Annotated in this window: 22 protein-coding genes and 1 tRNA gene; 6 read left to right on the top strand and 17 right to left on the bottom strand. The window is 71.7% G+C overall.

What is annotated here, in order from left to right; genetic code table 11:
* Positions 1–105: 105 nt before the first annotated feature.
* The 5 genes from ACFO3Q_RS10690 to ACFO3Q_RS10670 all read right to left on the bottom strand — a co-directional run bounded on the left by ACFO3Q_RS10690 (position 106) and on the right by ACFO3Q_RS10670 (position 7,774).
* On the bottom strand, positions 106–1,635 hold the full coding sequence (locus ACFO3Q_RS10690; protein ID WP_377004660.1) for a Ppx/GppA phosphatase family protein: 1,530 nt from the start codon (positions 1,633–1,635) through the stop codon (positions 106–108).
* A complete protein-coding gene (ppk1, locus tag ACFO3Q_RS10685; RefSeq protein ID WP_377004666.1) occupies positions 1,632–3,704 on the bottom strand; it encodes a polyphosphate kinase 1 in 2,073 nt (690 codons plus the stop codon). The genes ACFO3Q_RS10690 and ppk1 overlap by 4 nt, the downstream gene beginning before the upstream one ends.
* A gap of 109 nt (positions 3,705–3,813) precedes the next feature.
* Entirely contained in the window at positions 3,814–5,136 is a 1,323-nt protein-coding gene (gene phoR, locus ACFO3Q_RS10680) for a phosphate regulon sensor histidine kinase PhoR (RefSeq protein ID WP_377004659.1), read from the bottom strand.
* The gene (gene phoB / locus ACFO3Q_RS10675) at positions 5,133–5,822 is read right to left on the bottom strand and encodes a phosphate regulon transcriptional regulator PhoB (RefSeq protein ID WP_377004658.1); all 690 of its coding nucleotides are present in this window, start codon (positions 5,820–5,822) and stop codon (positions 5,133–5,135) included. Before phoB ends, phoR begins: the two co-directional genes overlap by 4 nt.
* A gap of 359 nt (positions 5,823–6,181) precedes the next feature.
* Positions 6,182–7,774, bottom strand: a complete 1,593-nt coding sequence (locus tag ACFO3Q_RS10670; RefSeq protein WP_377004657.1) for a M48 family metalloprotease — start codon at positions 7,772–7,774, stop codon at positions 6,182–6,184.
* Between the two features lie 145 nt (positions 7,775–7,919).
* Between ACFO3Q_RS10670 and grxC the strand changes: the two genes are divergently transcribed.
* The 3 genes from grxC to ACFO3Q_RS10655 all read left to right on the top strand — a co-directional run bounded on the left by grxC (position 7,920) and on the right by ACFO3Q_RS10655 (position 9,721).
* Positions 7,920–8,201, top strand: coding sequence for a glutaredoxin 3 (grxC, locus tag ACFO3Q_RS10665; RefSeq protein WP_377004656.1), 282 nt, complete (start codon positions 7,920–7,922; stop codon positions 8,199–8,201).
* Positions 8,198–8,608, top strand: coding sequence for a carboxymuconolactone decarboxylase family protein (locus ACFO3Q_RS10660; RefSeq protein WP_377004655.1), 411 nt, complete (start codon positions 8,198–8,200; stop codon positions 8,606–8,608). The genes grxC and ACFO3Q_RS10660 overlap by 4 nt, the downstream gene beginning before the upstream one ends.
* Before the next feature lie 96 nt (positions 8,609–8,704).
* On the top strand, positions 8,705–9,721 hold the full coding sequence (locus ACFO3Q_RS10655; protein ID WP_377004654.1) for an isocitrate dehydrogenase: 1,017 nt from the start codon (positions 8,705–8,707) through the stop codon (positions 9,719–9,721).
* A gap of 64 nt (positions 9,722–9,785) precedes the next feature.
* On the opposite strand, the gene ACFO3Q_RS10650 is transcribed toward ACFO3Q_RS10655, so the two are convergent.
* The 10 genes from ACFO3Q_RS10650 to ACFO3Q_RS10605 all read right to left on the bottom strand — a co-directional run bounded on the left by ACFO3Q_RS10650 (position 9,786) and on the right by ACFO3Q_RS10605 (position 16,772).
* Positions 9,786–10,103: a hypothetical protein gene (locus ACFO3Q_RS10650; RefSeq protein ID WP_377004653.1), complete on the bottom strand. Its 318-nt coding sequence runs from the start codon at positions 10,101–10,103 to the stop codon at positions 9,786–9,788.
* Positions 10,100–10,837: a DNA-formamidopyrimidine glycosylase family protein gene (locus ACFO3Q_RS10645; protein ID WP_377004652.1), complete on the bottom strand. Its 738-nt coding sequence runs from the start codon at positions 10,835–10,837 to the stop codon at positions 10,100–10,102. The genes ACFO3Q_RS10650 and ACFO3Q_RS10645 overlap by 4 nt, the downstream gene beginning before the upstream one ends.
* An 85-nt stretch (positions 10,838–10,922) precedes the next feature.
* A complete protein-coding gene (locus ACFO3Q_RS10640) occupies positions 10,923–11,507 on the bottom strand; it encodes a sugar O-acetyltransferase (protein WP_377004651.1) in 585 nt (194 codons plus the stop codon).
* Between the two features lie 74 nt (positions 11,508–11,581).
* Positions 11,582–12,328: a Bax inhibitor-1/YccA family protein gene (locus ACFO3Q_RS10635; RefSeq protein WP_377004650.1), complete on the bottom strand. Its 747-nt coding sequence runs from the start codon at positions 12,326–12,328 to the stop codon at positions 11,582–11,584.
* A gap of 93 nt (positions 12,329–12,421) precedes the next feature.
* The gene (gene thiD / locus ACFO3Q_RS10630) at positions 12,422–13,231 is read right to left on the bottom strand and encodes a bifunctional hydroxymethylpyrimidine kinase/phosphomethylpyrimidine kinase (protein ID WP_377004649.1); all 810 of its coding nucleotides are present in this window, start codon (positions 13,229–13,231) and stop codon (positions 12,422–12,424) included.
* Entirely contained in the window at positions 13,228–13,908 is a 681-nt protein-coding gene (locus ACFO3Q_RS10625; RefSeq protein ID WP_377004648.1) for a YoaK family protein, read from the bottom strand. Before ACFO3Q_RS10625 ends, thiD begins: the two co-directional genes overlap by 4 nt.
* Positions 13,905–14,210, bottom strand: a complete 306-nt coding sequence (locus tag ACFO3Q_RS10620) for a hypothetical protein (protein ID WP_377004647.1) — start codon at positions 14,208–14,210, stop codon at positions 13,905–13,907. The genes ACFO3Q_RS10625 and ACFO3Q_RS10620 overlap by 4 nt, the downstream gene beginning before the upstream one ends.
* 2 nt (positions 14,211–14,212) lie before the next feature.
* Positions 14,213–15,613: a PhoH family protein gene (locus ACFO3Q_RS10615; RefSeq protein WP_377004646.1), complete on the bottom strand. Its 1,401-nt coding sequence runs from the start codon at positions 15,611–15,613 to the stop codon at positions 14,213–14,215.
* A gap of 130 nt (positions 15,614–15,743) precedes the next feature.
* Positions 15,744–16,208 (bottom strand): peroxiredoxin, encoded by a 465-nt coding sequence (locus ACFO3Q_RS10610; protein ID WP_377004645.1) that lies wholly within the window; start codon positions 16,206–16,208, stop codon positions 15,744–15,746.
* 3 nt (positions 16,209–16,211) lie between these two features.
* Positions 16,212–16,772, bottom strand: coding sequence for a glycine cleavage system transcriptional repressor (locus tag ACFO3Q_RS10605; protein WP_377004644.1), 561 nt, complete (start codon positions 16,770–16,772; stop codon positions 16,212–16,214).
* A 214-nt stretch (positions 16,773–16,986) separates the two neighbouring features.
* Between ACFO3Q_RS10605 and dapA the strand changes: the two genes are divergently transcribed.
* Together dapA and ACFO3Q_RS10595 are read left to right on the top strand one after the other, a co-directional pair.
* Positions 16,987–17,889, top strand: a complete 903-nt coding sequence (dapA, locus tag ACFO3Q_RS10600; protein WP_377004643.1) for a 4-hydroxy-tetrahydrodipicolinate synthase — start codon at positions 16,987–16,989, stop codon at positions 17,887–17,889.
* 53 nt (positions 17,890–17,942) lie between these two features.
* Positions 17,943–18,446 carry a hypothetical protein gene (locus ACFO3Q_RS10595; protein WP_377004642.1) on the top strand — a complete coding sequence of 168 codons (504 nt, stop codon included), beginning with the start codon at positions 17,943–17,945 and terminating at the stop codon, positions 18,444–18,446.
* Positions 18,447–18,519: 73 nt separating this feature from the next.
* On the opposite strand, the gene fdxA is transcribed toward ACFO3Q_RS10595, so the two are convergent.
* Both fdxA and ACFO3Q_RS10585 read right to left on the bottom strand, forming a co-directional pair.
* On the bottom strand, positions 18,520–18,843 hold the full coding sequence (gene fdxA, locus ACFO3Q_RS10590; RefSeq protein ID WP_377004641.1) for a ferredoxin FdxA: 324 nt from the start codon (positions 18,841–18,843) through the stop codon (positions 18,520–18,522).
* 133 nt (positions 18,844–18,976) lie between these two features.
* Positions 18,977–19,052: transfer RNA gene (locus ACFO3Q_RS10585), tRNA-Glu, on the bottom strand.
* A gap of 132 nt (positions 19,053–19,184) precedes the next feature.
* Here ACFO3Q_RS10585 and pcnB point away from each other — a divergent pair.
* Positions 19,185–20,509, top strand: a 1,325-nt coding sequence (gene pcnB / locus ACFO3Q_RS10580; RefSeq protein WP_377004640.1) for a polynucleotide adenylyltransferase PcnB, incomplete at its 3' end; no start/stop codon positions are given.

Here is a 20,509-nt window from a genome sequence, read left to right as displayed (position 1 = left end):
GGCTACCAACCCCCTATCACCCGTCTTCAGCTTCCCCTGAACAACGTCCTGGGTTTACACAGCTAGGCTGCGGGCCGGCCACCGGCCGCGCCCGCCGCTCCGGCCTCAGGCGTCGTCGGTGCGCACGTCCAGGGTGTAGTCGAGCCTGCCGATCTGGGCCTGCTCCGTCGCCAGGTCGGCACGGGTCAGCGGGTGGCTGCGCAGCCACCCCGCGTCGATCCCCAGCCGCAGGCGCTGCCCGTCGATGCGCAGGCGCAGGGGCGGGGCGTCCTCGTGGCCGCGGGCGAACAGCACGGCCAGCCGCAGCAGCGGGATGAGGCGCCGGGCCACGACCTGCTGGCGGGCGGGCAGCGCCTGCAGGACCGCCAGCGCGGGCTTGCGGCGCTGGCAATGGACGATCGCCGCGAGCACCTGCTGTTCCTGGCGCGAGAAGCCGGCGATGTCGGAGTGCTCCAGGATGTAGGCCCCGTGCACGTGGTACTGGCTGTGCGCGATGGCGAGGCCGATCTCGTGCAGGCGCGCCGCCCAGGCCAGCATGCGGCGCTCGTCGGGCGCGACCTCCTCGGTCGCCACCTGGTCGAACAGGGACAGTGCCGTGCTCTCCACGCGCGCGCCCTGCGCCGGATCGAGGCCATAGCGCTCGCAGAGCGCGTTGACCGACAGCTCGCGCGGGTCGTCGTTGGTCATGCGCCCGCGGAGATCCAGCAGGATGCCCTCGCGCATGGCCGTGCTGCTGACCTGCATGCGCTCGATGCCGAGCGCCTGGAACGCCGCCTCCATCACCAGCACCCCGCCGGCGAGGATCGGCCGGCGCTCGTCGTCGAGGCCCGGCATGTCGATGCGCGCGATGCGGTCGGCGCGCAGCAGGCGTTCGCGCAGCAGGGCGAGGCCGCGGGGCGTGATGTCGCTGTCGCCGCCGTCGGCGGCCGCGATCAGGTTGCCGATGGCCTTGGCGGTGCCGGAGGAGCCGAAGGCCTCGCTCCAGCCGAGCGCGCGGAAGGTGGTGGCGAACTGCTGGAACTCCGCGCCGATGGCGGTCAGGGCCTCCTGCCAGCGCCGGGGCGAGAGCTTGCCGTCGCCGAAGAAGCGCCGCGTGCTGGCGATGCAGCCCATCTGCAGCGATTCGCGCTCCAGCGCGTCGAAGCCTTCGCCGATGATGAATTCCGTCGAGCCGCCGCCGATGTCCACGACCAGCCGCCGTCGCGGTCCCGGCGGGTTGGCGTGGGTCACGCCCAGGTAGATGAGGCGCGCCTCCTCGCGGCCGGAGACGACCTCGATCGCATGGCCGAGCGCGGTCTCGGCCGGCAGCAGGAAGGACTGCGGGTGGCGCAGCGCGCGCACCGTGTTCGTCGCGATCGCGCGCACGCACTTCGGGTCGACGTTGCGCAGGCGCTGGCCGAACCGCTCCAGGCACTCGAAGGCGCGGCCGCGGGCCTCGGTCGAGAGCCCGCCCTTGCCGTCCAGCCCTTCGGCCAGGCGCACCGTCTCGCGGAGGCGGTCGACGATGCGCAGCTGGCCCAGCATCGGGCGCGCCACCACCATGTGGAAGCTGTTGGAACCGATGTCGACCGCGGCGAGGAGGGCGTCGTCCTCCGTCTTCTGGCCGCCCGCAGGGCGCCCGGCGCGGGCCCTCATCCGCAGAGCCTCGCCAGCAGGCTGCGCTGCGCCGAGTGCGGCATGGCGTCCTCGGTCGGCGCGATGCGGCGGTAGCTGCCGTCCGGCAGCAGCTCCCAGGCCTGGGTGTTGTCGTCCAGGTAGGTGCCGAGGAACTCGTCGTAGACGCGTGCGGCGAGCTTGGGCTCGAGGATGGGGAAGCAGGTCTCCACGCGCCGCAGCAGGTTGCGCTCCATCCAGTCGGCGCTGGCGCCGTAGATCTCGCGCTTGCCGCCGTTCTCGAAGAAGTACACCCGCGAGTGCTCGAGGAAGCGGCCGATCACCGACCGCACGCGGATGTTGTCCGAGACGCCCGGCACCCCGGGGCGCAGCGAGCAGGCGCCGCGCACGATCAGGTCGATCTGCACGCCGGCCTGCGAGGCGCGGTACAGCGCCTGCATCACCGCGGCCTCGTTGAGGGCGTTCATGCGCGCCACGATCCGCGCCTCGCGGCCGGCGCGGGCGTGCTCGATCTCACGGTCGATGCGGGCGAGGATGCCGCCGTGCAGGGTGAAGGGCGCCTGCAGCAGGCGCTTGAGCTTGAAGGCCGGGGCCAGGCCCGAGAGCTGCTGGAACAGCAGGTGCACGTCGTGACCGATCTCGGGGTCGGCGGTGAGCAGGCTGAGGTCGGTGTAGACCCGCGCCGTGCCCGAGTTGTAGTTGCCGGTGCCCAGGTGCACGTAGCGGCGCAGCATGCGCCCCTCGCGGCGGACGATCAGCAGCATCTTGGCGTGGGTCTTGTAGCCGACCACGCCGTACACCACCTGCACGCCGGCCTCCTGCAGCCGGTCGGCGACGCGGATGTTGGCCTCTTCGTCGAAGCGTGCGCGCAGCTCCACCAGCACGGTCACGTCCTTGCCGTTGCGCGCGGCCTGCAGCAGGGCCTCGAGCAGGGCCGGCTCCTTGCCGGTGCGGTAGAGGGTCTGCTTGATCGCGAGCACGTCCGGGTCGACCGCCGCCTGCTTGAGCACCGCGATGACGTCGGAGAACGAGTCGTAGGGGTGGTGCAGCAGGACGTCGCGCTCGCGGATGCGGTCGAAGGCGGACTCGTCCTCGTCGAACTGCACGCGCGGCACGAACGGCGGGAACTTCAGCTCCGGGCGGTCGACCAGGTCGTAGACCTGGATCACCCGGTTGAGGTTGACCGGGCCGTTGATCGGGTAGACCGCCGATTCGGGCAGGTCGAGATTGGCCAGCAGCGTCTTGAGGATGTGCTTGGGGCAGTTCTCGGCGATCTCCAGCCGCACCGCGCGCCGGAAGCCGCGCCCGGCCAGTTCGGTCTTGAGCGCGGCGGCGAGGTTCTCGACCTCCTCCTCGTCGACGATCAGCTCCGAGTTGCGGGTCACGCGGAACTGGTAGGCGCCCTTGACCTGCATGCCCGGGAACAGGCTGTCGACGAAGGCGGTCAGCACCTGCGAGAGCAGCACGAAGTCGTGGGGCCCGCCCGAGACGTTCTCCGGCAGCTGGATGATGCGCGGCAGCGACCGCGGCGCGCGCACGATGGCCATGTGCCCGGCGCGCCCGAAGGCGTCCTTGCCCGAGAGCACCACCACCACGTTGAGCGACTTGTTGAGGATGCGCGGGAAGGGGTGCACCGGGTCGAGCCCGAGCGGCGAGAGCACCGGCATGATCTCGTCGTCGAAGTACTTGCGCAGCCAGCGCCGCTGCTTCGCGTTCCAGGCGTCCCGGGGCAGGATGCGGATGCCGGCCTCGTTCAGCGCCGGGCGCAGGGTGCGGTTCCAGTGTTCGTACATCCGCCGGATCAGGCGGCCCGCCTTCTCGTGGATGAGCTTCAGCGCCGTGGAGGGCGCCATGCCGTCGGGCATGGCCGGCCCGCCGAACTCAAGCGCGTGGCGGATGGTCGCCACGCGGATCTCGAAGAACTCGTCGAGATTGGTGCAGGTGATGCACAGATAGCGCAGCCGCTCCAGCAGCGGGAGCGACTCGTCCTCCGACTGCGCCAGGACGCGGAAGTTGAACTCGAGCTGCGACAGCTCGCGGTTGAGGTACAGCGCGGGGTCGCGCAGGTCGATGTCGGTGCCGTCGCTCATGGGCGGCGATTCTGACGCATCGGGCGCCTCCCCGGGGATGTCCCGGCGCGCGGGGAGGGGCGGCGTGTCGTGCTGCTCGCTCATGCGGCGGTCCTGCGCGGCCCGGCGGTCAGTGGACCCGCGCCTGCGCCTGCGGCTGGGCCTCGCGTGCGAGCACGCGCTCGCCGCCGAAGTGGCAGCTGAAGACGCAGCCCTGGCCGATGTCGCTCTTCACCTCGAGCCGGGCCTGGTGGAGGTTGAGCACGTGCTTGACGATGGACAGCCCCAGGCCGGTGCCGCCGGAATCGCGCGACCGGCTGGTGGAGACGCGGTAGAAGCGCTCGGTGATGCGCGCGAGGTGCTGGGCCGGGATGCCGTGGCCGGTGTCGGCCACCCGGAACACGGCGCCGGTGCCCTCGCGCTCGAAGTACACGTCCACGCGGCCGCCCGCCGGCGTGTAGCGCACCGCATTGCCGATGAGGTTGGAGAAGGCGCTGTGCAGCTCCTTGGTCGAGCCCTTGAGGTCCACGCCCGCCAGGTCCGTGACGCTGATGGCGTGGCGGCCCTGCGAGAGCGCCTCGGCCTCGCGCCGCAGCGTCTCCAGGAGCGGCGGCATGGCGATGGCCTCCTCGTCGATCGTGTCCTGCGCCTCGAGCCGCGACAGGGTGAGCAGGTCCTCGACCAGGTGGGTCATGCGGTGCGACTGCTTGCGCATCTCGTCGATGATGCCCGCCAGCTCCGGGTGCTCCTCGGGCTCGATCATGTCGAGATAGCCGTGGATCACGGTCAGCGGCGTGCGCAGCTCGTGGGAGACGTTGGCGACGAAGTCGCGGCGCACCTGCTGCAGGTGCATCAGGATGCTGACGTCGCGGGCGACCAGCAGCCACTGGTCCTCGTTGTAGGAGATCGGCTGCAGGCTGAGGGTGTGGCCCTGCTCGCAGGGCGAGGGGATCTCCACCAGGGGCTCGCGCACCGGCGCCTCCAGCCAGTTGGCCAGGTGCCTGCTGGAAATGGCGTCCTGCAGCCGCGCGCCGGTGTGCTGGGCGGCGTTCAGCCCGAACATCCGCGCGGCGGCGCGGTTGAACCAGACGATGCGGTCGGTGCGGTCCAGGATGAGGATGGCGTCCGGCAGGGCCGAGGCCGCGCGCTGGTAGGTGCGCAGCAGCTCGACCAGCCGGCGGCGGCGGGTGCGCAGCTCCTTCTGGCGGCGCACGAGCAGGCGCTCGAGCGCGTCCCAGGCACCGGCGCGGCGCGGCGACACCAGCGTGCGCCGCGACCCCACGTCCGAGAGCACCCGGCCCAGGCGCACGTAGTGTCGCGCCAACAGGCCGATCGAGGCGAGCGCGACCGCGGCCCACGGATGCCCGGCCGCGAACCCGACCAGCAGGGCGGCGCCGTAGACCAGGAGGAGCCGGAGCGCCTCGCGACGGCGGTAGCGTGCGCGGCGCTTCACGCCTGCAGCGAGAAGCGGTAGCCGGCGCCGCGGACGGTCTGGATGAGGCCGTCGAGCCCGTGCGGCTCGAGGGTCTTGCGCAGGCGCCGGATGTGCACGTCGATCGTGCGCTCTTCCACGTAGACGTTGCCGCCCCAGACGTGGTCGAGCAGCTGAGAACGGCTGTAGACGCGGTCGGCGTGGGTCATGAAGAAGTGCAGCAGCCGGTACTCGGTCGGGCCGATGGTGACCGGGGTGTCGTTGGCGTAGACGCGGTGCGCCGCGCCGTCGATGCGCAGGACGCCGGCGACGATGTTGCCCTGCTCGTCGTCCTCGCGGGTGCGGCGCATGACCGCGCGGATGCGGGCGATCAGCTCGCGCGCCGAGAACGGCTTGACCACGTAGTCGTCCACGCCCGCATCGAGGCCGCTCACGCGGTCGTTCTCCTCGCCGCGGGCGGTGAGCATGATGATCGGCACGTCCCGCGTCAGGTCCTCGCGGCGCCAGCGGCGCGCGAGTTCGAGGCCGCCGATGCCGGGCAGCATCCAGTCCAGGAGGATCAGGTCGGGCACGCGTTCGCTGATTGCCGCCTGGGCCTCGCGTGCGTCGGCCGCGTGGACCGGTTCGAAGTCGCCCTTGCGCAGGGCGAAGGCGACCATGTCGCGGATCGCGGGTTCGTCATCGACGATCAGGATGCGTTTCTGCACAGCCAGCAAGTCCTGTCTGTTGGGCCGCGGCGAGTAGATAACAGTTTTGTGACCCGATTGTGACGGTGTCACATGGTTGGTGAAGCGGGAATCGGGAAGCGGGAATGGGAACCCGGGGTTTTGACGGGCTTTGGGGTGGCCGGGCACGGGGCGGTGGGTATGAGTGCAGAGGCGCGGGATGGCAGCTTCCGCTGCTCGGAGGCTTGTGTGTAGAAGCTGGTCCAGCTCGGCTCCCACTTCCGGATCCCCGGCCATATTGCGGCACAAGGAGCCGTCCTTGCATCGCTCGCCCGTAGCGCCTGCTTCGAGCCGCTACGCGCCCCAGGTCCCCATTCCCGCTTCCCGATTCCCGCCTCACCTTACCGCTGTACCACCCCGCGTCCCTGGTCCTCCGGCCTCAGGCCCTGTCGGCGCATTTCCAGGACGATGGGGGTCATGGCGGCGATGCGGGCGTCGATGCGGGCCCGTTGGTAGTAGTCGAGGTCGTCGTCGGCCTTGAGGGCCTGGAGCTGGTTCAGGGCGTCCTCGGCGCGACCGTTGAGGAAGGCGACCTCGGCATGGGCCTCGGCGGCGCGGGAGAGGTCGCCGGCCAGTTCCGAGGCGCGGGCGAAGCGCACGTGGAGCTCGGGGTCGTCGCTGCCGCCGCGGAGCAGGGGGCGCAGCAGTTCCTGGGCGCGCCGGCCGGCCTCGGCGGTCCCGACCTCGCCGAGCACGCGCGCGTAGGTGAGGGCGACCGCGCGGTTGTTGGGATAGCCGGCCGCGAGGCGCTCGAAGCGCTGCCGCGCGGTGCCGGCGTGGCCGGCCGCGAACTCGGCCTCGGCCAGCGCCAGCTCGATCCAGAGGTCGCCGGGCTCCGCCTCCGCGAGCGCCTTCAGCTCCTGCAGCGCCTCGGCGCCGTGGCCCATGCGCAGCTGCGCCAGCGCCATGCCGTAGCGCTGCGGCGGCCCGAAGCGTTCGCCGGCCGCGCGCATGCGGGTGTATTCGGCCGCGGCGGCGTTGGGGGAGTCCGCGGTGAGCACGCGCAGGCGCTCCTGCGCCCAGGCGAAGCGCGCGCCGGGGCGTCCCGTGGCGTCGGCGGACACGCCGAGCCCGCCCGGAAGCAGGGGATTGGCGGCCATCGGGCCGCCGGCGAAGCTCACCGTCTGGGAGGCGCGCATGCGTTCGGCGCGTTCGCGCGCCTCGCTCATGCGGGTGGTGGTGACCGGGTGGGTGCGCAGGTACTCCGGCGCCGCCCGGCCGCCGGTGTTGTTGCGCTCGAAACGCGACATGCGGCCGAACATCTGGGCCATCGCGAGCGGGTCGTAGCCCGCCGCCGCCAACCGCTGGATGCCGATGCGGTCCGCCTCGGACTCGTTGCTGCGGGTGTAGTCGATCTGGCGCTGCTGGATCAGCGACAGGCCGCCGGCGATGGCCGCCTGGGTGGCGTCGCCGCTGCTGCGGCTGCCGGCCTGCTGGGCGGCGACGACCGCCGCCAGCATGCCGAGCAGGATCGGCACGCTGTCCTTCTGGGCGCGCTCCACGGCGCGAAGGACGTGCTTCTGGGTGACGTGCGCGATCTCGTGCGCCAGCACCCCGGCCACCTCGTCCTCGACCTCGGCGGCGAGGATCAGGCCGGAGTTCATGCCGATGTAGCCGCCGACCGTGGCGAACGCGTTGATCTGGCGGTCGCGCAGCAGCATGAAGGTGTAGTCCTGCCGGGTCCGCGAGTCGCTGGCGACCAGCCGGTAGGCCATGCCGTGGTACCAGGCGTCGAGCAGGGGGTCCTCCAGCAGCATCCCGAGGCGACGCAGCTCGCGCAGCGTCATGGCGCCGTAGATCGCCTCCTGCGCCGGGGTGAGCTGCTCGGCCGCGGACGACCCCATGTCCGGCAGCGCCTGCTGGGCGCGCGCGGAGGTCGCCGGCGTGCCGGCCAGGGCCACGGACAGGGCGGTCAGGGTCAGGACTCGGAACACGCGGTCACCGTCGTGAAGGCTGCGCCAAGCATGGCGCAGGCGGGCCAGGAAGGCATGAATTGGGGCTGTCGCCCCCGCAGGAGACGCAGCATCATGCGCATGCACGGCTGGAAAACGCCCGCGTGGGCCACCATTGTGCGACCGCATGTTCCCGCCAGAGGTTCCCGTGAAGGACGTCACCATCTATACCACCGCCATCTGCCCGTACTGCGTGGCGGCCAAGAATTTCCTCAAGAGCAAGGGCGCGACCTGGACGGAGGTGCGCATCGACACCGATCCGGCCCAGCGCGAGATCATGCTGTCGCGCGCACGGCGGACCAGCGTTCCGCAGATCTTCGTCGGCGACACCCACGTCGGCGGCTACGACGACCTGGTCGCGCTCGACCGCCGCGGCGGGCTGATGCCGCTGCTGGAGGGTGCGGCATGACCTCGGAAACGACCCCGCCGCAGGGCGGCGAGGCCGATCGCGTGGCCGAGTTCACCGCCTTCCGCAGGCGCATGAACGAGCGGATCCTCGCGGAGGACAACCAGGTGGTGCGGCGCTTCTTCGCGCTCGACACCCAGACCTACCGGGCCGGCGCGCTCGACGTGAAGACCAAGGAGCTGCTCGGCCTGGTCGCCTCGATGGTGCTGCGCTGCGACGACTGCATCGCCTACCACGTCGCCCAGTGCAAGGACGCCGGCGTGACCCGCGAGGAGTTCTTCGAGACGTTTTCCGTCGGCCTGGTGGTCGGGGGCAGCATCGTCATCCCGCACCTGCGGCGGGCGGTGGATTTCCTCGACCGGCTCGAGGGCGGCGACGCCCCGGCAACCGCGCCGCACGCCCACGGCTGAGCGCGCGCGTTGGGAAAGGGGGGCCGGCTTGCGGCATAATGGCCGGCGCTCCCGCGCCCCGCGCGGCCCCCTCCCGCAGCAATTCCCAGCGAGATTATGACCCAGACGATCGCAGTCATCCGGGGCGACGGTATCGGCCCCGAAATCATGGAAGCCACCCTGCACGTGCTCGACGCGATGCAGCTGGGTCTCCGGTACGAGGACGTCGATGCCGGCATGGTCGCGCTCGAGAAGCACGGCGAGCTGCTTCCCGCCTCCACGCTCGAGACGATCCGCAAGCACGGCATCGCCCTCAAGAGTCCGCTGACCACGCCGGTCGGCGAGGGCTTCTCCTCGATCAACGTCGCCCTGCGTCGGCACTTCGACCTGTACGCGAACGTGCGCCCGGCCAAGAGCTTCCCGAACACCAAGTCCCGCTTCGGCGAGGGCGTGGACCTCATCACGGTCCGCGAGAACACCGAGGGCGCCTACATCGGCGAGGGCCAGATGGTGTCCGAGGACGGGCAGATCGCCACGCTGACGCAGAAGGTGACCCGCCACGGTTCCGAGCGCATCGTGCGCTATGCCTTCGAGCTGGCCCGGCGCACCGGCCGCAGGAAGGTCACCGTGGTGCACAAGGCCAACATCCTGAAGTCGACCTCCGGCCTGTTCCTGAAGGTCGCCCGCGAGGTCGCGCAGGAGTACGCCGACATCGAGTGCAACGAGATGATCGTGGACAACACCTGCATGCAGCTGGTGATGCGCCCCGAGCAGTTCGACATCATCGTGACCACCAACCTGTTCGGCGACATCATCTCCGACCTCTGCGCCGGCCTGGTGGGCGGCCTCGGCCTGGCTCCGGGCGCCAACATCGGCGCCGACGCGGCGATCTTCGAGGCCGTGCACGGCTCGGCGCCCGACATCGCCGGCAAGGGCATCGCCAACCCCTGCGCGCTGCTGCTGGCGGCCGCGCAGATGCTCGACCACATCGGCAAGGCGGACGCCGGCAACCGCATCCGCGAGGCGATCGTGGCGACGCTCGAGGCCAAGGATCCGGCGCTGACCCCGGATCTCGGCGGCAGCGGCACGACCATGAGCTTCGCCGAGGCGATCGCGCGCCGCGTCGCCGGCTGACGAGGGCGGCCGCGCCGCACGTTCCGACGGGCCCTGCGGGGCCCGTCGTCGTTTCCGGCGTCGGTCAGAGACGCTCGGCGGGCAGGGCGCGGACGACGATCTCGTCCTGCGCGAAACGCGTCTCCAGTTCGCGCCGGAAGTCCGCCCACCATGCGCGGTCCAGCGCCTCGACCATGACCTCGTGGAGCAGGATGTCGTCGCGCTCGCGTCCCTCGTCGCCGTCCCACAGGCCCTGCGCGGGCGCCCGGGTGTGCGCGGTCACGCCGCCGAAGCGCGCGGCGAGGCGCTCGCGGATCTCGGCGAAGAGCGCCGGAGGGAAGGGACGGCCCTCGGGGTCGGTGCGTGGCAGCAGGATCTGGACCAGGTGCATCGGGCGGCTCACCGGTAGAGGCGCTGGCAGCGCGTGCAGAAGAAGGCGCGCCGGCGCGCGGCGCCGAGGTGGCGGACGAAATGCAGCGGGACGTGGCAGCGGGGGCAGGTCTGGCGGTTGTGCACGCACCAGTGCCTGGCGAGCACGAAGTCGCGCTTCCACGCGAGGAAGTCGAAGCTGTAGGCGCGCGCCTCGCGCACGAGGTCGCCCAGCTTGCGCGGCGGGAGCGCGCCCACCCGACTCTCCGGGTGCACGCGGATGCGGAACAGCACCTCGTTCTTGATGATGTTGCCGACGCCGGCGAACAGGTCCTGGTCGAGCAGCGCGTCGCAGGCCAGCATGTCCGGCCGCGCACGCAGCCTGCGCCGCGCCGCGCGCGGGTCCCAGGCGTCCGCCATGACGTCGACGGACCAGTCGTAGGCGGCGTCGAGATCCGTGTCGATGTAGCGCAGCGAGCAGCCGTAGAGGTCGAGCGCGTGCGTGCCGAAGCCCAGGTGCAGGCGCGCCGGCGTCGGCTTGGGGTCGTCGATGCGGTGGCTGCCGAACAGCAGGAAGTGCACGCGCAGCACCGTCGCGGGAAACGCCAGGAGCAGCTGCTTGCCGAAGGTGCGTACCTCCGTCAGTGGCTGGCCCAGCAGGCGCTGCGGGTCGATCCGGGTGGTGTTGCCGCCGACCTCGCGCACGCGGCGGCCGACGAAGGGCGCGAGGGCCTCGCGCAGGATGACCAGCGATGGACCTTCGGGCATGGACGGCTCCGGTTCGGAGCCAGCCTCGCCGCGCCCGCGTTGGCGCGGCGTGCAGGCGGAGGAGCGGCAGGCCCGCGAGCCGCCTCTACGGTGCCTGCTCCTGGTGCGCCTGCGCGCGCAACGGCCGCGCGGGGTTCCCGGCCACCGTCGCGCCGGCGGGCACGTCGCGGGTCACCACGCTGCCGGCGCCGACGATCGCGTCGTCGCCGACGCTGACGCCGGGCAGGAGGATCGCCCCGCCGCCGATCCAGACGTTGCGCCCGATCGCCACCGGGCGCCCGAACTCAAGCCCCGCGCGCCGGGTTCCGGGGTCGCGCGGATGGTCGGCGGCGTAGATCTGCACGGCGGGCCCGATCTGGGTGCCGTCACCGATGGTCACCGGGCAGACGTCGAGGATCACGCAGCCGAAGTTGAGGAAGACATCGCGCCCCAGATGGATGTGGCTGCCGAAGTCGCAGTGGAAGGGCGGGCGCACCACGGCGCCGTCGCCCACCGTTCCGAGCTGCTCGCGCAGCAGGCGCCTGCGGTGCTCGGGCGGGCTGTCGAGCGCGGCGTTGTAGCGCGCCATCCAAGCGCGCGCGCGGGCCTGCGCGGCCTGGATGCCGGGGTCGCCGGGGCGGTACGGCTCGCCCGCCAGCATGCGCCGCATCTCGGCCGACGGTGGCTCCATGGGTTTTCCTTCTCCGGAACGAGGACCGGGGCGCGAAGGCCCCGGTCGACGACACGCTGCTGCGGCGGCCCGCCTCAGTCGCGGGTCTTGGCCAGCAGGCGCAGGATCTCGAGGTAGAGCCACACCAGGGTGACGAGCAGGCTGAACGCGCCGTACCACTCCATGTACTTGGGCGCGCCGGCGGCGACGCCGCTCTCGATGGCGTCGAAGTCCAGCACCAGGTTCAGCGCCGCGATGGTGACGACGAACAGGCTGAAGCCGATGCCGAGCATGCCGCTCTCGTGGATGAAGGGGATGCCGGTGCCGAAGAAGTGCATCACCATGTTGACCAGGTACAGCACGAAGATGCCGCCGGTCGCGGCGACCACGCCCATGCGGAACTTCGCCGTCGCGCGGATCAGCCCGGTGCGGTAGGCGACGAGCATCGCGGCGAGGACGCCGAAGGTGAGCCCGACCGCCTGGATCACCAGGCCCGGGAAGCGCGCCTCGAACATGGCCGAGATGCCGCCGATGAACAGGCCCTGCAGCACCGCGTACAGCGGGCCGGTGAACGGGGCTGCGGTCTTCTTGAAGACGGTGACCAGCGCGACCACCAGGCCGCCGATGGCGCCGCCCCACACGAAGGGCATCACGCTCGCCGGGTCGCCCGAGGCGAAGAAGCGGCTCCAGGTGAACATCGCCGCCACCAGGGTCACGATGAGCAGCAGCGCGGTGCGGTTGACGGTGCCGTTGATGGTCATCGCACCGTCGCGCCCGACGACGGCGCCGGTGCCGATGTCGAGGAAGGTGTTCTCGTTGAGGGTGGGGTTGCCGCTGCGCATGCTGCCTCCTGTCGGTGTGGGTGGCGCGTCCGTACGCCGTGTCCTGGTCCGGCGAAGCATAGCCGAGGCTGCCTTCGCCGCCGTGAACCGGGCTCAGCCGCGCATCTGCCAGAAATGGTCCAGCACCGCCGCGCTGCCCAGGCCGGGCCGGGTGCCGCCGCGCAGGGCGCCGTGGATGTAGTCGCTGGCGGCCTCGCAGGCCGCCGCGGCCGGCATGCCCTGCGCCAGGTTGGCCGCGATGGCGGCCGCCAGGGTGCAGCCGGTGCCGTGGCCCTCGATCTCCAGGCGCGGGTGCGAGAACTCCGCCAGCGTGGCGCCGTCGTCGAAGCGGTCGACCATCTCGCCGGCGCCGGGAAGGTGCCCGCCCTTGAGCAGCACCGCGCGCGGGCCGAGCGCCAGCAGCTCGACCAGAGCCGCATCCGCGTCGTCGTCGTCGGCGATGGCGTGGCCGAGCAGCAGCTCCGCCTCCGGGACGTTGGGCGTGAGCACGCTGGCCAGCGGGATCAGGCGCTCGCGCAGCGCGTCCAGTGCGTCGCGCTCCAGCAGGCGCGCGCCGGAGGTCGCCACCATCACCGGATCGAGCACCACGTGGGGCGGGGCATGCGCCTCCAGCGCGTCGGCGACGGCGTGGATGACCTCGGCGTTCGCGAGCATCCCCAGCTTGACCGCGCCGATGCGGAAATCGTCGAAGCAGGCGTCGATCTGCGCGCGCAGGAAGCTCACCGGCGGTACGTGCACCGCGGCGACGCCACGGGTGTGCTGCGCGGTCAGCGCGGCCAGGGCGCTGAGCCCGTGGACGCCGTGCGCGGCGAAGGTGTGCAGGTCGGCCTGGATGCCGGCGCCGCCGCCGGAGTCGGAGCCGGCGATGGTGAGGGCGGAGAGGGGGCGGTCGGCGGTCGTCATCGTTTCGTGTTCGTGGTCGTACGGCGGCGCAGATCGTAGACGACGTAGGCCACGCCGGCGCTGCCGGTGAGCAGCGCCGGCAGCCACAGCGTGCGATAGCCCAGGTGCGGGAAGAGCAGGGCGCCCAGCACGCCGCCGCAGAGGAAGCCCGTCGCCACCAGCAGGCACAGCGCGATGCGGCGCCCGTCCACCGGCAATCCGCGCAGGCGGTTGCCGAGGAACATGCCCAGGTCGGTGAACATGCCGGTGACGTGCGTGGTGCGGATCAGCGCGCCGCTGTAGGTGGTGGTGAGTGCGTTCTGCAGGCCGCAGGCCATGGCCGCGACCAGCGCGCCGCCCATGTGGTGATGCTCGAACAGCGGTACCGCCAGGGCCAGCAGGCCGGCCTCGATCGACAGGGCGGCACCGTAGGGCCGGCCCAGTTGCAGGGCCGCGCCGCCGATCAGCAGGCCGCTGAGCAGGGCGCCGGCGACGAAGGCCGCCAGCACCAGCAGCAGTTGCAGCGCGGCGCGTCCGCTGCCCTGCGCGAGCGCCTCGCCGAGCTGGCTGGTGGTGCCGGAGAGGTGCGACAGGCCCTGGTGCTCGAAGCCGATGAGACCCACCACGTTGACCATGCCCGCCACCAGGGCGAGGGTGCCGGCGCCGATCCACACCCAGGTCGGCAGCCGCGAGATCACGACGCCTTCGGCGGATCGGCCGCTTCGCGCAGCAGGATGGCGAGGGCGAGCGCCTGGCTCCGGTCGAGCGCCAGCGCGGGCGCGCCCTGCGGCTCCAGGGTCACCATCGGCGCGCCGTCGCGGCCGGTGCGGCGGCCGACGCCCAGCGGCCGGCGCCGTCGCCCGTGCAGCGCCACCGCGCCGATGCGCTCGACGCGGCCGCCCGCACGCCAGCCGCTGCGGGCCAGCGCCGCCAGCACCCCCAGCGGCCCCAGCACCAGGGCGAGCAGCAGCGCGGCGAACGCGTAGTGCAGCGGCTCCACGGCTAGAGCATTTCGGAGGCGAAGTCCGCCAGGCGGGAGCGCTCGCCCCGGCGCAGGGTGATGTGCGCGCTGTGCGGCCAGTGCTTGAAGCGGTCGACCACGTAGGTCAGGCCCGAGGTGGTCTCGGTGAGGTAGGGCGTGTCGATCTGCTCCAGGTTGCCCAGGCAGACGATCTTGGTGCCCGGGCCGGCGCGGGTGATCAGGGTCTTCATCTGCTTCGAGGTCAGGTTCTGCGCCTCGTCGATGATGAGGTAGCGGTTGAGGAAGGTGCGGCCGCGCATGAAGTTCATCGCGCGGATCTTGATCCGGCTGGCGAGCAGGTCGTTGGTCGCCTGGCGTCCCCAGGTGCCGCCCTCCTGGTTGTGGGTGAGCACTTCCAGGTTGTCGGTGAGCGCGCCCATCCAGGGCGTCATCTTCTCCTCCTCGGTGCCGGGGAGGAAGCCGATGTCCTCGCCGACGCTGACCGTCGCGCGGGTCATGATGATCTCGCGGTAGCGCTGGGCGTCGAGCGTCTGCGCCAGTCCCGCGGCGAGCGCCAGCAGGGTCTTGCCGGTGCCCGCCGTGCCCAGCAGGGTCACGAAGTCGATCCCCGGGTCCATCAGCGCGTTGAGCGCGAAGTTCTGTTCGCGGTTGCGCGCCAGCACGCCCCACACCGCGTGCTGGGTGTTGCGGAAGTCGTCGACGATCTGCAGCACGGCGCGGTCGCCGTCCACCTCGGCGACGCGGAGCTCCGTGGCGTCGTCGCCCGGCAGGTAGAGGAACTGCGAGGGGTACCAGTCCTCGTCCTCGCCGCGGCGCACCTCGTAGTAGGTGCGTCCCTTCTCGGTCCAGGAGCGCAGGGCATCGCCGTGGCGCTGCCAGAAGTCGTCCGGCAGCGCGTCGGCGCCGGTGTAGAGCAGGCTCAGGTCGTCGAGCGCGCGGTCGTTCTCGTAGTCCTCGGCGTCGATCCCGGCGATCGAGGCCTTGATGCGCATGTTGATGTCCTTGGACACCAGCACCACGTCCTCGTCCGGCCGGTCCTCGATCAGGGCGAGCACCGAGGCCAGGATGCGGTTGTCCGGCACCACGCTGCCGAAGGCGCGCTCGGGATCCACCGCGCGGATCTGGAAGTGCAGCCGCCCGGCCGCGGCGGCGGTGCTGCGCAGCACGATCCCGCCCGGACGCGCCAGCGGCACGCCGGCCTCGATCGAGGCGTCGCCGTGCGCCTCGATCAGCTCGTTGATGAAGCGGCTGACCTGGCGCGCGTTGCGCGAGACCTCGGACGTTCCCTTCTTGGCCGCGTCGAGTTCCTCGAGCACGGTCATCGGCAGGAACACGTCGTGCTCCTCGAAGCGGAACAGCGCGGTCGGGTCGTGCATCAGCACGTTGGTGTCGAGCACGTAGATACGCTTGCTGCGGGTCATCGGCATCCTCGCGACGGCGGGCAAGCCGGTACGGCGCGCCGCCCGGGGCGGGCGGCACGCGTATCGGCATCGGAAGAGAGAAGGCGCGCGGCCATGGCGGCCGCGTGAGGGAAGGGTGCGCGGCGCGGCGTCACCGCGCCTCGTCGAGGGCGGCGAGCACCGCCTGCGCGTGGCCGGCCACCTTGACCTTGCGCCAGGACCGCGCGATGCGGCCCTCCGGGTCGATCAGGAAGGTGCTGCGCTCGATGCCGAGCACCTTGCGGCCGTACATGTTCTTCTCGCGGATCACGTCGAAGGCGCGGCAGAGCGTCTCGTCGGGATCGCTGGCGAGGTCGAAGCGCAGGCCCTGCTTCTCCGCGAAGCGCGCGTGGGAGGCGACCGAGTCGCGCGACGCGCCGAGGATCGCGGCGCCGCGCTCGCGGAAGGCGTCGAGCAGGGCGTTGAAGTCCACGCTCTCGGTCGTGCAGCCGGGCGTGGCGTCCTTCGGATAGAAGTAGAGCACCAGCCAGCGGCCGCGCCAGTCGCCGAGCGTCGCGGCGCGGCCGTCGCCGAGCGTGGTGCCGAGGTCTGCGGGAACGATGTCGCCTGTGTCCATCCGTCAGAACTTCATCGGGTCCATGATGGCGTCGAGGTTCAGATGGTCGCAGAACTCGAGGAAATCGTCGCGCAGCGCGGCGATGTGCATGTTCGACGGGATGCCGATGGTCACCTGCGCCGAGAACATGTCCGCGCCGGTCTGCATCGCGCGGTAGCGCGAGGACTGCAGGTTCTCGATGGTGATGCCCTGGCGGTCGAAGAAGTCCGCGAGCTGGAACAGGATGCCGGGCTTGTCCGCGGCCACCACCTCGACGATGTAGGGCAGCAGGTTGGACTGCGGCTCCTTGGGACCGGTGCGGTACCAGGCGAGCTTGAAGTCCTCCTCGCGCTCCAGGCGGGCGAGCATGGCCTCGAGCTTGGCGACGGCGTCCCACGAGCCGACCGCGAGCGCGGCGACGGACACGTCGCGCCCGACCGTCGCCAGGCGCGCGTCGGCGAGGTTGCAGCCGCTGTCGGCGATGCGCCGCGTCACCGACAGGAGCGGCGAATGCGGATGCGTCGCGTAGGCACTGATGAGGAGGTGGTTTTCTTGTGGAGCGGGGCGGGGCGTCTGGTCGCTCAAGGCGGGGTCCCGGGATACGGCGTCGGGTGATGCGTCGGGTGCCGACGGAGCGGCTCTGGAACGCGCGTGCAGCGGTGCTGCGGCTGGCGGTCAGCATACTTGCCGCCCGTTTCCGGCCGCAAGTAACATCGCCGCCGCACTTCAACGCCTTCCCGGCGCACGCACGCCGGCCCCTCCGGCGCCGCGCCGCCGGCCCGACCCAGGATCCTTCGGTTTGCGACTCTCCGGCAGCATCACCGCTCTCGCGACGCCCTTCGACGCCGCGGGCGACGTCGACGTCCGCGCCTGGCGCGCCCTCGTGGAGGCGCAGGTCGCCCACGGCACCCAGGGCATCGTCGTCGCCGGCTCGACCGGCGAGGCGGCCACCCTCGACGACGCCGAGTACCTCGGGCTGATCGAGAGCGCGGCGGACGTGGTCGCCGGCCGCATTCCCGTGCTGGCCGGCACCGGCCAGTCGGGCACGCGCAAGACCGTCGCCCTCACCCGGCGCGCCGCCGAGGCGGGCGCGGACATGGCGCTGGTGGTCACGCCGCCCTACGTGCGTCCGACCCAGGAAGGTCTGCTCGCCCACTACCGCGCGGTGGCGGAGGAGGGCGGCCTGCCCGTGGTGCTGTACAACGTGCCGCCGCGCACCGGCGGCGACCTGCTGCCGGAGACGGTCGCGGCGCTGGCGACGCATCCGCGCATCGTGGGCATCAAGGAGGCGCGGGCCGAGCCGGAGCGCATGCAGGCGCTGCTGGCGCTGCGCGGCGAGGGCTTCAGCGTGCTGAGCGGCGACGACCCGACCTTCTGTCGCGCGATGCTCGCGGGCGCCGACGGGGTGATCTCCGTGGCGAGCAACGTGGTCCCGGCGAGCTTCCGCCTGCTCGCCGACCGGGCCGCCGCCGGCGAGGCCGATTCAGCCCGCGCTCTGGATGCCGCCCTCGCGCCGCTGTACCGTTTCCTCGGCGTCGAGCCGAACCCGATCCCGGTCAAGGCCCTGCTGGCCCGCCTCGGTTGCGGTCACGGCCTGCGCCTGCCGCTCACGCCGCTGTCCTCCGCGCATGCCGCCGAGGCCGAGGCGATGTGCGGCCTGGTGCGCAGGCTCGAGGCCGATCCGGCCGCGGCCGCGGCCTGATCCTCAAATCCCGATCCTTAATCATCATCAGACGTCTTCCGGAGAACCAACGCATGTCGACCCCCTCCACCCGTTCGCGCCTGCTGCTCGCCGGCCTCGTCGGCGCTCTCCTGGTGACGTCGGGCTGTGGCTGGTTCCGCCGCGACGACGCCGCCTACCAGCGTGCGATGGCGAGCAATCCGCTCGAGCTGCCGCCGGGCTTGGACATGCCGCGCGCCGATCCCGCGATGACCATCCCGGGCACGGCCGGTGCGGCGACCGCATCGACCACGCCGCGCACCGCCGCGGCCGGCGTCTCGTTCACCGTCGCCGGCACCGTGCAGGAGGTCTGGGCCCGGATGGGTGCTGAACTCGACGCCATCGAGGGCGTCTCCATCCTCAACCGCGCGCAGCTGCTCGGCACCTACGAGGTCCGCTACCAGGACCAGAGCTTCCTGCTGCGCACGCAGGCGCAGGGCGACTCGGTGATCGTCTCCGCGCTCGGCGCCGACGGCCGCGCGCTCGGCGAGGGCCCGGCCGCGGACCTGGTCGTCCAGCTGCGCGAGCGCATGGGCTGACGTCCCGCCCATCGCGGGCATTGAAAAAGGCGGCCCCCGGGGCCGCCTTTTTTCGTGGCGCGGCGCGGACGCGTCAGCGTTCGAGGTGCGCGAGCTTGCCGGGCTTGCCGTCCCAGTCCGCGGCGTCGGGCAGCGGCTCCTTGCGCGTGGTGATGACCGGCCAGGCCGCGGCGAGCTCCGCGTTGAGCGCGACGAAGGCCTCCTGTCCTGCGGGCACGTCGTCCTCGGGGAAGATCGCGTTGGCGGGGCACTCCGGCTCGCACAGGGTGCAGTCGATGCACTCGTCCGGGTCGATCACCAGGAAGTTCGGGCCCTCGTGGAAGCAGTCGACCGGGCAGACCTCGACGCAGTCGGTGTACTTGCACTTGATGCAGTTTTCGGTGACGACGAACGGCATGGGACCTCTCGGGCAGTGACCTGCGGATTCTAGAGCGTGCGGCGCGCCGCCGCCTTGATCCGCATCAACGCGAAAGGCCCGGACGGGCCGGGCCTTTCGGAGGCGGCGGGCGTTGCGTGCCCGCTGCGATGTTTGGCGCTCCCTACGAGGTTCGAACTCGTGTTCCCGCCTTGAGAGGGCGATGTCCTAGACCACTAGACGAAGGGAGCAGAGGGTTTCGCCGTACCGGGCGAAGCCGATAGTATAGAAACAGTCAAAGGCCGTGACAACGGTTTTTTTGAACTTTTTTTCGCAGCGGTCGGGACGGCCGCTGCCCCCACGGCCCTCTTCCCTTGCTGCCGATGACCGATTCCGAAGGACCCGATTCCCCCTCGTCGTCCGCGCCGCTGCGCGTGATCCCGCGCGAGGCGCACACCGTTTCCCGCAAGCACATCAGCCCCAACGCGCTGCGCGTGCTCTACCGCCTGCGCGAGGCCGGCTTCGGCGCCTACCTGGTCGGTGGCGCGGTGCGCGATCTCCTGCTCGGGCTCGCGCCGAAGGACTTCGACGTCGCCACCGACGCCACGCCGGAGGAGATCAAGCAGCTGTTCCGCAACTGCCGCCTCATCGGCCGCCGCTTCCGTCTGGCGCACGTGGTGTTCGGCCGCGAGATCATCGAGGTCGCCACCTTCCGCGCGAACTCCGACGACGGCAGCGGCGACCGCGCGCTCGAGGGCGAGCGCCTGGTGCGCGACAACATCTACGGCACCATCGAGGAGGACGCGCTGCGCCGCGACTTCACCGCGAACGCGCTGTACTACGCCATCGAGGATTTCTCGGTGCGCGACTACGTCGGCGGCTTCGAGGACGTGCAGAACCGCGTCATGAAGCTGATCGGCGACCCGGTCGCGCGCTACCGCGAGGATCCCGTGCGCATGCTGCGCGCGGTGCGGCTCGCGGCCAAGCTCGACTTCACCATCGACGCCAGTGCCGCCGAGCCGATCCCGGCGCTCGCGCCGCTGCTCTCGCAGGCGCCGCCGGCGCGCCTGTTCGACGAGTGCCTCAAGCTCTTCCTCGCCGGGCACGCGCAGAAGAGCTTCCTCGGACTGGAACGGCACGGCCTGCTCGCGGAGCTGTTCCCGGAGAGCGCGCTGGCGCTGGCGGCCAACCGCAGCGGGAGCCTGCGCCGGCTGGTGCTGCACGCGCTGTCGGCCACCGACCGCCGCGTCGCCGAGGGGCTCTCGGTCACGCCGGCCTTCCTCTTCGCCGCGCTGCTGTGGCCGGCGTTCTGCCGCGAGGCGGCGCTGCTGCAGCGCGGCGGGCTCGACGCCCTGGTGGCGCAGCAGCGCGCGGCCGACCGGGTGACCCTGCACCAGGCGCAGCGCATCGCGCTGCCGCGCCGCTTCTCCATCCCGATGCAGGAGATCTGGCTGATGCAGGCGCGCCTGGTGGTGCGCCAGCGCAAGCGCGTCGGGCGTCTGCTGTCGCATCCGCGCTTCCGCGCCGCCTTCGACTTCCTGGAGATGCGCGTGGCGGCGGCGCCCGAGCTGGCCGAGGACGTCGCCTTCTGGCGCGAAGCGCAGGGCCTGTCCGCGGATGCGGGCGACGAGGCGCCCGACACGCACGAGGACGAGTTCTTCGACGACGAGGCGGCGCGCCGGCGCGGCCGGTGGCGGCGGCGCGACCG

Source organism: Coralloluteibacterium thermophilum (assembly GCF_042654365.1).
In the GTDB taxonomy this organism is placed as follows: Bacteria; Pseudomonadota; Gammaproteobacteria; order Xanthomonadales; family Xanthomonadaceae; genus Coralloluteibacterium; species Coralloluteibacterium thermophilum.
The sequence above is the reverse complement of the archived record's forward strand: the minus strand, read 5'-3'. Positions and strand labels throughout refer to the sequence as shown.